This window comes from Bradyrhizobium sp. (genome assembly GCF_035701725.1).
Classification (GTDB): domain Bacteria; phylum Pseudomonadota; class Alphaproteobacteria; order Rhizobiales; family Xanthobacteraceae; genus Bradyrhizobium.
Window position 1 is genome coordinate 19,827 of sequence record NZ_DASSRP010000397.1, and the last position, 12,096, is coordinate 31,922.

Annotated in this window: 10 protein-coding genes and 1 pseudogene; 6 read left to right on the forward strand and 5 right to left on the reverse strand. The window is 63.3% G+C overall.

What is annotated here, in order from left to right; all coding sequences use genetic code 11:
* Nucleotides 1-38 precede the first annotated feature (38 nt).
* The 4 genes from aroQ to VFL62_RS24030 all read right to left on the reverse strand — a co-directional run bounded on the left by aroQ (nucleotide 39) and on the right by VFL62_RS24030 (nucleotide 4,057).
* Nucleotides 39-476, reverse strand: a complete 438-nt coding sequence (gene aroQ / locus VFL62_RS24015) for a type II 3-dehydroquinate dehydratase (protein WP_325174881.1) — start codon at nucleotides 474-476, stop codon at nucleotides 39-41.
* A 21-nt stretch (nucleotides 477-497) separates the two neighbouring features.
* Entirely contained in the window at nucleotides 498-1,184 is a 687-nt protein-coding gene (locus tag VFL62_RS24020; protein ID WP_325174882.1) for a cyclase family protein, read from the reverse strand.
* Between the two features lie 152 nt (nucleotides 1,185-1,336).
* Complete coding sequence (locus tag VFL62_RS24025) at nucleotides 1,337-2,347, reverse strand: tripartite tricarboxylate transporter substrate binding protein (RefSeq protein WP_325174883.1); 1,011 nt, start codon at nucleotides 2,345-2,347, stop codon at nucleotides 1,337-1,339.
* Nucleotides 2,348-3,109: 762 nt separating this feature from the next.
* Nucleotides 3,110-4,057 (reverse strand): LysR family transcriptional regulator, encoded by a 948-nt coding sequence (locus VFL62_RS24030; protein ID WP_325174884.1) that lies wholly within the window; start codon nucleotides 4,055-4,057, stop codon nucleotides 3,110-3,112.
* A 230-nt stretch (nucleotides 4,058-4,287) separates the two neighbouring features.
* Here VFL62_RS24030 and VFL62_RS24035 point away from each other — a divergent pair, with 230 nt between their 5' ends.
* The 6 genes from VFL62_RS24035 to VFL62_RS24060 all read left to right on the forward strand — a co-directional run bounded on the left by VFL62_RS24035 (nucleotide 4,288) and on the right by VFL62_RS24060 (nucleotide 10,250).
* Entirely contained in the window at nucleotides 4,288-5,391 is a 1,104-nt protein-coding gene (locus tag VFL62_RS24035) for an ABC transporter ATP-binding protein (RefSeq protein ID WP_325174893.1), read from the forward strand.
* Between the two features lie 33 nt (nucleotides 5,392-5,424).
* Complete coding sequence (locus VFL62_RS24040) at nucleotides 5,425-6,123, forward strand: HAD family hydrolase (RefSeq protein ID WP_325174885.1); 699 nt, start codon at nucleotides 5,425-5,427, stop codon at nucleotides 6,121-6,123.
* Nucleotides 6,124-6,140: 17 nt separating this feature from the next.
* Complete coding sequence (locus tag VFL62_RS24045; RefSeq protein ID WP_325174886.1) at nucleotides 6,141-7,448, forward strand: FAD-binding oxidoreductase; 1,308 nt, start codon at nucleotides 6,141-6,143, stop codon at nucleotides 7,446-7,448.
* A 32-nt stretch (nucleotides 7,449-7,480) separates the two neighbouring features.
* Nucleotides 7,481-8,542, forward strand: coding sequence for an ABC transporter substrate-binding protein (locus VFL62_RS24050; protein ID WP_325174887.1), 1,062 nt, complete (start codon nucleotides 7,481-7,483; stop codon nucleotides 8,540-8,542).
* 65 nt (nucleotides 8,543-8,607) lie between these two features.
* Complete coding sequence (locus VFL62_RS24055) at nucleotides 8,608-9,420, forward strand: ABC transporter permease (protein WP_325174894.1); 813 nt, start codon at nucleotides 8,608-8,610, stop codon at nucleotides 9,418-9,420.
* Nucleotides 9,417-10,250 carry an ABC transporter permease gene (locus tag VFL62_RS24060; RefSeq protein ID WP_325174888.1) on the forward strand — a complete coding sequence of 278 codons (834 nt, stop codon included), beginning with the start codon at nucleotides 9,417-9,419 and terminating at the stop codon, nucleotides 10,248-10,250. The genes VFL62_RS24055 and VFL62_RS24060 overlap by 4 nt, the downstream gene beginning before the upstream one ends.
* Nucleotides 10,251-10,333: 83 nt before the next feature.
* Here the strand turns inward: VFL62_RS24060 and VFL62_RS24065 are convergent.
* Nucleotides 10,334-12,003 (reverse strand): annotated as a pseudogene (locus tag VFL62_RS24065) (methyl-accepting chemotaxis protein).
* Between the last annotated feature and the right edge of the window lie 93 nt (nucleotides 12,004-12,096).

Genomic DNA, 12,096 nt, shown 5'->3' on the forward strand with positions numbered 1-12,096 from the left:
CGGTCAAATGGGCCGTTCCCTGAACGGCGGCTCGACAATCATCCGTTCTTCATTTCGGCGAGCGCGTGCAGCGCCGCCACGTAGCCATAAGGGCCAAGGCCGCAGATCACACCGGTGGCCGCGTGGGAGATTTTCGAGTGGCGATGCAGTTCGTCGCGGGCGTGAATGTTGGAAATGTGAACTTCCAGCACTGTGCCATCGAATGCCTTGATCGCATCGACCATGGCAATCGAGGTGAAGGAATAGCCGGCCGGATTGATGACGATGGCATCGGCGCTCTCGCGCGCCGATTGGATCAGATCGACCAGTTCGCCCTCGTGATTGGATTGGTGAAACGCGATCGTAAGGCCGCGCGCGGCCGCCGCGCGCTCGCAGGCGTCCTTGATCTCCGCCAGCGTGGTCGTGCCGTAGATATGCGGCTCGCGCACGCCGAGCAGGTTGAGGTTGGGTCCGTTGAGGATCATCACGCGCTTCATGGCTTCTCTCTCCCGCAAGCATCACATCCCGAAAACGGCGACCGCGCGGATCGGCGAGGCCGTTCCGCCGCGCCACTTCAGCGGCAGGCCGATGAAGGTGAACGGGCCCGCGCCGAGCAGGCTCTCGAGATTGCAAAGGCTTTCGATATGGGTGATGCCGAGTTCGAAACAGGCCTTGTGCACCAGGAGATTCTCCGGCCCTGCCGGTCCCGGCCGCATCGAATCGATGCCGAAATGCACCACGCCCTTTTGCGCGAGCCACTCGGTTGCCTTGACGTTCACGCCGGAATTTTCCGTCGCATATTCCTTGTGCGGAAATGTCCGCTCGTGATGGCCGGTACAGAGCAGCACTGTGCCGCCTTGCGGCACGCCATGGCCGGATTTCTCGACCGCCGCTTCGAGGTCGGCAGGCGTGATCTCGGCGCGCGGCGCGATGTGGCGCAGATCGATGCAGATGCCCGGCACGATGCATTTTTCCAGCGGATATTGATCGATACCCTCGCCGCGTTTGTCGAAATGCAGCGGCGCGTCGATATGCGTGCCGCCGTGATCCGGCATGGCGAAGTACATCGAGGCGAGCCCATGGACGTTGCCGCCGTCCGCAAAGGATTCCTCATGCGTCTTCCATACGCCATGGATGATGGCGGAATGGCCGGGATAGTTCGGCGTGCGGTGATAAAGCTCGCGGCTGAGGTCGACAATCTTCACGAGAAGTCCTTTCTTGGATTTAGCTCCTTCATACGTCATTGCGGGGAGCGAAGCGACGATGCAATCCATAAGCTTGATCGGTCTGGATTGCTTCGCTCGCGCTCGCAACGACGGCATTCGTCACAGCGGCACCATCCCGGAACGACAGTAAATCACACCGGCTTGATTCCGGCCTTGGCGATGACATCATGCCATTTCGGCACTTCGGTTTCGATGCGTCTGCGCAGGCCGTCGGAGCCGTTGGCGATCACCTCGAAGCCGTTGACGCGAAGCTGCTCGACGATGTCTGGCCTTCTCAGCACTTCGACCGATTTCGCCGATAGCCGCGTGACAATCTCGGGGGGCGTCTTCACCGGCGCCAGGAATGCCTGGAACGTGTCGGCAATGAAATCCTTGTAGCCAAGTTCGATCATCGTCGGCACGTTCGGCAAGTCGACCCAGCGCTTGCTACCTGTGACGGCGAGCGCCTTGATCGAACCGTTATCGATGTAGGGAATGGCAGGAGGCAGTGCGGTCACCGCAAGCTGGGTGACGCCGCCGAGCAGCGCCTGGATCGCGGGACCCGCGCCGGCAAACGGCACATGCGTGATCTCGACACCGGCCACGATCTTGAGCAACTCGCCGGAAAGATGCGGCGTGGTGCCGGCGCCGGGGCTCGCATAATTCAGCTCGTCAGGCTTCGCCTTGGCGTGCGCGATCAGCTCGGGAATCGAATTGATACCGAGCTTGGGATTGATCATGATCGCATTCGGCGACGTGCCGAGCTCGGCGATCGGCGCGAAATCCTTGAACGGATCGTACGGGATCGTCGCATAGAGACTGGGGTTGACGACATAGGCGCTCGAGGAGACGAGCAGCGTGTAGCCGTCGGCTTCCGCGTGCGCCGCATAGCCGATCCCGATATTGCCGCCGGCGCCCGAGCGGTTCTCGACAATCACATTGCCGGAAAGCGCGGTGCCGAGATTTTGTCCGAGAATGCGCGCCATGATGTCGGTCGGGCCCGCGGGAGCAAACGGCACGATGATCCGGATCGGACGCTCCGGGTAACCCGCCGCCAAAGCCCGCCCGGCGCCCACGGCAGAAGCCACGGCTGCGCCGGTCGCAAGTCCGGCGGTTTGCAGAAAATGCCGGCGCGAAGGCAGGGGACCCTTTTGAGCAGCCATCGTTTTCTCCCTGGGCTTTTCGATATCTCACCACATGCGTGGTTTCAGTGAAAGCGGAGATGGTGCATGGTGCCCGCCCGTCATTCCGGGGCGCCACACCTTTTCCGTCATTCCGGACGACGCGAAGCGGCGATCCGGAATCCATTTCTCCTCATACGCTTGTTGCCCGATGGATTCCGGGTTCGCGCTGTCGCGCGCCCCGGAATGACGCGTGGGCATAGCTCCGCGCCCTCGCGACATGGACTGCCCGAGCCTTTGCCTGTTTACCCTCGTTCAGAGGGCGCAGGGAATGCCGGGCGCTCATGCGCGCCCGCAGCCTTGCGTGCAAATAAAAAAGCACGCAAGCAAGTCACCACGGTCACGCCGGAAACACCCGGCATTCCCCGCGCGGCCGGTTTTAACGGCTTATTTCGTGGTCTCCCTGGTGATCGGGCTTTCTTGCCACCATCCCCCCTGAGAAGCGTTGGCTTCTCAAGGAGTTGATACCAGCGTCGAGATATCAGGACGCCACGACTTTGCCGTCCGCGATTGATGCATTCGTCCGATGCACGATCGCGTCCGCCGCATCTTCCGCCCAACGTTTAGTGACGATCGGCCAAACGCCCCTCATGCGGGCGGAAGACGCGCCGACAGGTGCCAGTGATTTGCCCGTCGTCACAACCGATGCGCGTTGCGACAGATTGGCACGACGGGCAAATCAGTCGGTGCAATGAAAAAGTTGTCAAGGGCGCCAGTCGAAGCCTCCCGCATCAGGACGCCCATCTACCAGCAGCTCTCGGTCAACTTCAGTGCAGGGTAGAGGCGGTCGATCGCGGCGATCTCGCTGTGCATCTGCTCGATGATCCAGTCTCGCACTTCGATCACCACAGGTCTGACCGATCGATCTGGCGGATGCACCAGTTCGCAGATTCGCGCCGTCGTCGTCAGCCGTTCGGCTGCCGGAACCAGCGTGCCGGTCAAGAGCCAGTGCGACACAACGGTGAGCCAGCCAAGCGCGATGCCTTGCCCAAGCAGCGCCGCCTGCACGACGACCGCGTAATCCGAAAAGCTCAAGGTCTTGGTCGGGCCGCGCCGCCTGGTCAGGAACGCAGGATATTGTGCGGCCCAGTCCGCCGGCGTGTCGGCCAGGCGGATGATGGTGTCGGCCCCGGCCCCGCCGTCGCCGCTCTCGGCGTCGCGGTAGGCGCTGCTGCAGACGGGCAGCATCACTTCCTTCATTACCAGCGCGCCGTGCGGCGCCGGGTCGTAGCGATTGCGGAACCGCATGCCGAGATCGACATTCTCGACGGCTCCGCGCAGTGAGCCGGGGATCAACTGGAAGCGCAGATCGATCTTGGGAAACTGCCGCTGCAGCTTGTCGATGCGCGGCATCAGCCAGTGTGTGGTGAACGCCGACGATACCGAAAGCGTGATGGTCTCGGTGCCCTTGCGACGCTGTTCGATCTCGACAAGGCCGCTCTCGATGCTGCGGAAACCGTCGAGCACGCGCTGGTACAGCAGTTCGCCTTCTTCGGTCAGCACCGCCCGGCCGGCGGTGCGGTCAAACAGGCGGACTCCGAGATGCTGTTCGAATTGCCGCAGCATCCGGCTCACCGCCGGCTGGCTCACGTTCAGTTCGGCCGCCGCGGCCGTGAAGCTGCCATTGCGCGCTGCCGCGTCGAAGACGAACAGGGCGTGGCTCGAGGGCAACATCCGGCGGAGTTCGGGCATAACCTGAAATTATGCCGCTGATGAGAATTTGGCAATTGTCGGCTTCGAGCAACTCTGATTGCATTTGAACCAAGAGCGCAAAAACGCCAGCCTCGTCGTCCGGGGGCGGTCAGCGGAGATTGACCCGAGAACCTGACCTATAAAGCGAAATCATGCCGGTGGCAGCCGCGGTGCGGGGCCAAATTCATGCCACGCGCGGCGCCATCGCCAGCAAGGGACGGGACCGAACCATGGACAAAGGCGGCGAGAGCGTCGACATCAGGTCCGCGAGCAAGCATTACGATGCCGTGCGCGCGCTCGATGACGTCACGCTCAATGTTGCGCCACGCGAGTTCCTGTCCCTGCTGGGACCATCCGGCTCCGGCAAGACCACCTTGCTCGGAATCCTCGGTGGCTTCATTCAACCTTCCGCCGGCTCGATCCGCTTCGGCGAGCGCGACGTCACGTTCCTGCCGCCGCACAAGCGCGACGTTGGCGTGGTGTTCCAGAACTACGCGCTGTTTCCTCACATGAGCGTCGGCGAGAACGTCGCTTTTCCCTTGCGGGCGCGTCGGCTGGCGAAGGCCCATTGGCCGGAGAAAGTGCGCGGTGCGCTCGCGATGGTCGGCCTCGAAGGCTATGAGGGGCGCGGCATCTCGCAACTGTCGGGCGGCCAGCGCCAGCGCGTGGCGCTGGCGCGCGCGATGATCTTCGAGCCGCGCCTGATCCTGATGGACGAACCGCTCTCGGCGCTCGACAAGCAATTGCGTGAGGCCATGCAGATCGAATTGCGCGAGCTGCACCGCCGGATCGGCGCCACCATCATCTATGTCACGCACGACCAGCGCGAGGCGCTGACCATGAGCGATCGCGTCGCCATTCTCAGGGACGGGCGGCTGGTGCAGGTCGACCAGCCCGAGCGGCTGCACGACCGCCCAGTGGATTCCTTCGTTGCCGGGTTCATTGGCGAGGCCAGCCTGTTGCCGGTCAGGCAGCTCGATAGCGCGAGCGTGGCGCTCGGCCCGATCATTCTGCGGACGGCCCGTGCGATTCCGCAAAGCGAGGCGCTGGTGCTTGCCGTGCACAGCGAGAAACTGCTGATCGAGGATGACACGACGGATGTCGCCTGCAACCGGATCACGGGCAAGGTTTCCGACATCGTCTACCAGGGCGAAAGCCTCCGGGTCTTTCTCGAAATTGCCGGCGGCGCGCGCCTGAGCCTGCGCCAGCCGAGCCACTACGCCGCCTTGCAGAAGATTCCGCCTGTCGGCTCCGACCTCACCGTGACGCTGCACCCCGAGGACACCATCGTCGTTCCGGAAGCCGCGGGGCTAAGCCGATCCAGACCAAGCTGAGCAACCAATCCGAATCCAACAGAAGAGATGACTATGTCTTTCGATAGCTTCAAGGTCCTCACATTCGACGTCGTCGGCACCCTGATCGATTTCGAGGGCGGCGTGCTGAATGCGGTGCGCAAGATCGGCGGCGCCAAGGCGGCCGCGCTCAGCGACGATCAGATCTTCGAGCCTTACAAGCGCGGTCGCGACGCGCATCCCGAGCGATCGAGCGAGGTGATGTTTCACGTCTATCGCCATCTCGCCAGGGAGCTTGGTTTGCCCGACGACGATGGCGCCTGCGACGCGTTTCAGCTTTCGGTGCTGCGCTGGCAGCCGTTTTCGGATTCGGTAGAGGCGTTGAAGCGGCTGCGGACCAAATTCCGTCTGGTCGCCATGACCAACGCCGATCGCACGGCGCTGTCGGCCTATGCGCATGTGCTCGGCAATCCCTTCCACGACACCGTCTGCGCCGACGATACCGGCGTTGCCAAGCCGAACCCGGAATTCTTCGCCTACAACAAGGGACGGCAGTCGGCGTTTGGCTACAAACAGTCGGATATTCTCCATGTGGCGCAGAGCCAGCACCACGACATCGGGGTCGCGCGCAAGCTTGGCTACAAGGTTTGCTGGATCGAGCGTCGCCAGGGTCAGGCCGGCTTCGGCGGCACGCCGAAGGTGGCGGAACTGACCAAGCCGGATTTCCATTTCCCCACCATGAAGGCGTTCGCCGACGCCGCCGTTGGCGGATGAAGCGGAGCCGCGCGGCGATGGCACAAGCCCGGACCCCGATGACCTCGGTGAACTCGCTATGGGCGAGCACGGCGGACCCCGCGCCGGACCTGCCGTCGCTGTCCGGCGAGACGCGCGCCGACGTCGTCATCATCGGCGCCGGCTATACCGGTCTTTCCGCCGCGCATCACATCGCCGGAAGCGGACTTGCGCCGGTCGTGCTGGAGGCTAGCCGCCCAGGCTGGGGCGCCTCGGGACGCAACGGCGGCGTGGTCACCGCAAAGTTTCGTCTGTCGTTTCGACAAATCGACGCGGCGCACGGTCGCGCCATGGCGAAGCGCATGTACGAGATCGCCCACGAATCGGTCGAAATGGTCGAGGAATTGGTCTCGGAATATGCCATCACCTCGGCGCAACTGAGGCGTACCGGTCAGGTCAAGGCGGCGCACAATCGCACGACGTTGCAGGCCGCACGCGACGAGGCCGAATGGATGAAGCGCGAGATGGGGGACGGCGACGTCCGGGTTCTCGATGAGCGCGGCGTCCGCGAGGAGACCGGATCAGAAGGTTTTGTCGGCGGCGTGCTCAATCCAGGCTCCGGCGGCATTCATCCGCTCAATTATGTGCGCGGTCTCGCGCGGGGGATGGCGCAGCGCGGCGTCGCGATCTTTCAGGACAGCCCGGTGTTGCGGCTCAAGCACGACACTGGCGGTGTTGTCGCCGAAACGCCGGCAGGCACGGTACGGGCGCGGCAGGCGATCATCGCCACCAACAGTTATTCCGATCTGACGCCGGCGACCGCGCGACTGCAAAAGACCCTGGTGCCGTTCCGCAGTGCCATCATCGCCACCGAAAAGCTCTCGCCGAACCTTGCCGGCAGCCTGATGCCGACGGGACGGACCTATACCGAGACCAAGCGCATGATGCGCTGGTTCCGGAAGATCGACGACCGCGTGATCTTCGGCGGCCGCGGCGCGTTCGGCAAACAGGATTCGGCCGGCGCCTTCGAGGCGCTGCGCCGCGCCATGGTCGGCATTTTTCCGCAGCTTGCGGATGCCGCGCTCGAATTCCGCTGGTCCGGCCTCGTCGGCATGACGCTGGACTCGGTGCCGCATATCGGCCGGCTCGACGACCGGACCCTGTTCGCGATGGGTTACAACGGCGCCGGCGTCGCGATGTCGAGCCTGATGGGGCGCTATCTCGCCGCCCTTGTGCGCGGCGAGCGGCCCGACCTCGCTTTGCTCGATGCCGCAAGGCTGAGGAGCATTCCATTCTATGCGCTACGCGAGCCTGCGGTCCGCCTGGTCGCCGGCTGGTACCAGTTTCTGGATGCGGTGGAGCGTTAGAGGTTATCAAGTTTGTCGAGGAGGATTTGAAAATGACATACGCGTCTCATGTTGCCGGGCTCCGCTGCGCGCTGCTCGGCGCCTCGCTGGGGCTCGCCGCGATTCCGTCGGCGCAGGCCGACGAGCAGGTCACCTTCGTCTCGCAGGGCGGTGCCTATCAGAAGGCGCAGACCGTGGCGATCCTCGACCCGGCGGCCAAGAAGCTCAATATCACCATCAACCAGGACAGCATTCCCGACGCATGGCCGGCGATCAAGACGCAAGTCGGCAGCGGCAAGCCGACATGGGACGTCGTCGACACGCCGACCGGTTACTGCCTGCGCGGCGGTGCGCAGGGGCTGATCGAGAAACTGGATTTCTCGAAACTGCCCAACGCCGCGGCGATGCCGGCGGCCTATCGCAGCGATTATTCGGTGGCCTACGAATTCTATTCCAGCGTGCTCGCCTTCAGCCAGAAGACCTTTGCGGCCGGCAACGCACCGAACAGCTGGGCCGATTTCTGGGACGTGAAGAAATTTCCCGGCCGCCGCGCCTTGCGCAATCACCCGATCGCAACGCTGGAAGCCGCGCTGATGGCCGACGGCGTCGCGCCGGACAAGCTCTATCCGCTCGATGTCGATCGCGCATTCAAAAAGCTCGACGAAATCAAGCCTTTCATCACGGTGTGGTGGACATCAGGCGCGCAATCGGCCCAGCTGCTCAACGACGGCGAGGTCGACATGGTCATGGCCTGGAACGGCCGCGTCAGTGCGCTGATCAATGAAGGCGCCAAGGTCGGCTTCACCTATAACCAGGGCGTGCTGCAGAGCACCTCGCTTTGCATCCTCAAGGGCGCGCCAAATCTTTCGACCGCCATACGCTTCGTCAACGAGGCCGTCGATCCGGTCAACCAGGCCAACCTGCCGCTCCATATCGACTACGGTCCCGCCAATCCGAAGGCGTTCGATACCGGCATCATCAAGCCGGAGCGCGCGGTGCAGCTGCCGAGCGCGCCGGAGAACGCCGCCAAGCAGGCGTTGATGTCCTATGCCTGGTGGTCGTCGCCGGCCGGCGAGGATGCCGAGAAGCGCTGGGCATCGTTCATGCAGAAGTAAGGCGGATCGACGCCGTGACAGTCATCGACATCTCAGCCAAACATCGGCGCCGCGAGCAGCTCTTGATGCTGGCATTGACCCTGCCGGCGCTTCTGGTGATCGTTGCGCTGATCGTTCTGCCGGTCGGATGGCTCGCCTGGCAATCGGTCTATCACAACGGTTTCACGATCGAGCATTACCGCCGCGTCTTTGCCGAGGCGATCTATTGGCGGAGCTTCGCGTTGACTTTCGAGATCAGCCTGTTGGTGACCGGACTGGCGCTGCTGCTCGGTTACCCGATCGCCTATGCCGCGAGCCGCGCCACAAGAGGCTGGCGCATCATCATTCTGGCCCTGGTGGTGCTGCCGTTCTGGACCAGCGTGCTGGTCCGCGCCTATGCGTGGCTGGCGCTGCTGCAGCGAACCGGCGTCATCAACCAGCTCCTGCAATCGCTCGGTCTCGTCGACCAGCCGCTGGCCTTGGTGCACAACACGTTCGGCACGGTGGTTGCGACCTTGCACATCCTTTTGCCATTCATGGTGCTGCCGCTCTATGCCACCATGGAAAAGATCCCGCGCGACCTGTTGCTGGCCGGCGCCAGCCTCGGCGCCCACCCGATGCTGGTGTTCCGGAAGGTGTTCCTGCCGCTGTCGTTGCCCGGCGTGCTCGCCGGCTGCACGCTCGTCTTCGTGCTCAGTCTCGGCTTCTACATCACGCCGGAACTGCTCGGCGGCGGCCGCACCATCATGGTGTCCATGATGGTCAGCCGCAATGTCGAGCTTTACGACCAGTGGGGCGCGGCAAGCGCGGTCGGCATGGTGCTGCTGGCGGCAGTCGGCGCGATTCTGTTCGCCGTCAGCCGCTTCCTCCCGCTCGAGCGCGTGTTGGGGCACCGATGACGAGCCCGTCACTCTGGCGCGTGATTTTCATCGTGGTCTGCGCCATCGTGCTGCTCTATCTGATCCTGCCGATCCTGATCATCGTGCCGATGTCGTTCTCCGGCACGCGATTCCTCGCCTTCCCGCCGCCCTCGCTGTCGCTGCGCTGGTATCAGGAATATGTCGGCAGCAGTGCCTGGATGCAGGCCACGCGGGTCACGCTGACAGTGGCACTCGCCACCGTCGCGCTCGCAACCCCGATCGGCGTCGCCGCTGCTTACGCCATCAGCCGGTCGCGGCTGAAGCTGATGCGGGCGATCCACATGATCCTGCTGCTGCCGCTCGTCGTCCCCATCATCATCACTGCGGTCGGCATCTTCTTCGTCTACGCCAGGATCGGATTGGTCGCCACCTTGTCCGGGCTGATCCTCGCCAATGTCATGCTCGGCCTGCCATACGTCATCATCTCGGTGGTGGCCGGCCTGCAAAGCTTCGACGAGACGCAGGAGATGGTCGCGCGCAGCCTCGGGATGAATCGCTGGCGCAGCTTCTTTGCAGTCACCTTGCCGCAGATCAGGTCCAGCGTCATCGCGGGGGCGATCTTTGCCTTCATCTCGGCAGTGGACGAGACGATCATCGCGCTTTTCATTTCCGGCGGACAGTATCAGCCGCTGACCAAGCGGATGTTCACCGCGCTGCGCGACGAGATCGATCCGACGATTGCCGCCATCAGCACGCTGATGACCGCGGTCTCGTTCCTGCTGGTGCTGACGGCAAGCCTCGGCTCGGGGAGGAGAAGCGATGCGGGGCAGGGCGCGGCGAATGGCGCCCTTCAGCAGCGCCGCGACTGATGCATTATTCCGATGCGCGATCGCGTCCGCTGCGTCGTCCGCGCAACATCGACTGACGATCGCTGCAGCGCTCGCGCAGCCGCTCAGCCGGCCGCGATCCTGGTCGCTTCCGCCGCGGCGCGTTGCATGCTGGTCGACATCTCGTTGGTCACCGTGCTCTGTTCCTCGATCGCCGCCGCGGTCGAGGTCACGTACTCGCTGACCGAAGAGATCGCCTGCTTGATCGCGGTCAGCGCGCCGGCGACATCCGTCGAAATGACGTTGAGGCTGCCGATCTCGCCCCCGATCTTGTCGGTGGCCTGCTTGGCCTGGTTGGCGAGGCTCTTGACCTCGGAGGCGACGACGGCAAAGCCGCGGCCCGCCTCGCCGGCACGAGCCGATTCGATCGTGGCGTTGAGCGCCAGCAGATTGATCTGCCCCGTGATGTTGTTGATGAGGTCAACGATGCCGCTCATCGACTGCGCCGCGTCGGTGAGGCGCACCGCCTGAGCGTCTGCAGCCGAGACGCGCTCGAGGCGCCGAGCGCCGTCTCTCTGGATTTCGTCATGGCTTCCGAAATTTCACGAACCGAGGCGTTCAGCTCTTCGGCTCCCGCGGCGACCGATTCCATCATGCCGCGCACGCGCTCGTTGCCCATGCGCACGAGCACCTGCTTCGTGACGTCGGTGGCGTACTTGACGACCTTGAAGGGCTTGCCGTTGAGATCCATGATCGGGTTGTAGGACGCCTGGATATAGACCTCCTTGCCGTTCTTGCCGATCCGCTTGTATTCGGCAGCCTGATATCGTCCCTGATTGAGATTTGCCCAAAAGTCGCGATAGGCCGGGCTGTCCCGCTCCGAGGACTCCACGAACATGCTGTGGTGTTTGCCCTTGATCTCGGCCAGCGTGTAGCCCATCGCCGTGAGAAAATTTTCATTGGCGGTGATGATGGTGCCGTCCATGTTGAATTCGATCACGGCCTGCGACTTGCCAATCGCGTTGATCTGGCCGGCAAGGTCCGCGTTCTTGAGTTTCTGCGCGGTGACATCGGTGGCGAATTTGACCACGCCGGTCGGCGCGCCGGTCTCGTCCAGGATCGGATTGTACGAAGCAAGAATCCACACCTCGCGGCCGCCTTTTCCGATCCGCTTGTATTCGGCGGCCTGATATTCGCCGCGATTGAGCGCGGCCCAGAACTCGCGATAGGAGGAGCTGTCGCGCTCGGCCTGCGGGACAAACATGCTGTGGTGCTTGCCCTGGATTTCGCTGAGCGAATAGCCCATCACTTTGAGGAAGTTCTCGTTGGCGGTGACGACGGTGCCGTCGAGCTTGAATTGAATGACCGCTTGGGCGCGGTTGATGGCGGCGATCTTTGAGGCGTCGGCCATGCCGAGCAGCTTTTTTTCCGTGACGTCGGTGGCGAACTTGACGACCTTGACCGGCTTGCCGGCGGCATCGAGAACCGGGTTGTACGACGCCTCGATCCAGACCTCCCGTCCACCTTTGCCGATCCGCCTGTATTCGGCGGCCTGGTATTCGCCGCGATTGAGCGCGGCCCAAAACGCACGGTATTCGGCGCTGTCGCGCTGATCGGCGGGCACGAAGATGCTGTGATGCTTGCCCTGAATCTCGCTCAGCGTATAGCCCATGACGTTGAGGAAGTTCTGGTTGGCCGTGATGATGGTGCCATCGAGATTGAATTCAATGACTGCCTGGGACCGGCCGATGGCCGCGAGCTGAGCCTGAGCATCATTCGTCTTGCGACCAAACATCTGTTCTCTCCGCGCAATGGTCTGTATGCGTCCGGTGAAGGCCGCCTTGCGGAATGAGGCGTGTTGTTGAGAACTGTCGTTATGGACAGGGAT

Excerpts from the sequence above, each read along its gene's own strand:
- aroQ (WP_325174881.1), bottom strand. The coding sequence starts at position 476 with ATGAAGCGCGTGATGATCCTCAACGGACCCAACCTCAACCTGCTCGGC.
- VFL62_RS24025 (WP_325174883.1), bottom strand. The coding sequence starts at position 2,347 with ATGGCTGCTCAAAAGGGTCCCCTGCCTTCGCGCCGGCATTTTCTGCAA.
- VFL62_RS24030 (WP_325174884.1), bottom strand. The coding sequence starts at position 4,057 with ATGCCCGAACTCCGCCGGATGTTGCCCTCGAGCCACGCCCTGTTCGTC.
- VFL62_RS24035 (WP_325174893.1), top strand. The coding sequence starts at position 4,288 with ATGGACAAAGGCGGCGAGAGCGTCGACATCAGGTCCGCGAGCAAGCAT.
- VFL62_RS24040 (WP_325174885.1), top strand. The coding sequence starts at position 5,425 with ATGTCTTTCGATAGCTTCAAGGTCCTCACATTCGACGTCGTCGGCACC.
- VFL62_RS24045 (WP_325174886.1), top strand. The coding sequence starts at position 6,141 with ATGGCACAAGCCCGGACCCCGATGACCTCGGTGAACTCGCTATGGGCG.
- VFL62_RS24050 (WP_325174887.1), top strand. The coding sequence starts at position 7,481 with ATGACATACGCGTCTCATGTTGCCGGGCTCCGCTGCGCGCTGCTCGGC.
- VFL62_RS24055 (WP_325174894.1), top strand. The coding sequence starts at position 8,608 with ATGCTGGCATTGACCCTGCCGGCGCTTCTGGTGATCGTTGCGCTGATC.
- VFL62_RS24060 (WP_325174888.1), top strand. The coding sequence starts at position 9,417 with ATGACGAGCCCGTCACTCTGGCGCGTGATTTTCATCGTGGTCTGCGCC.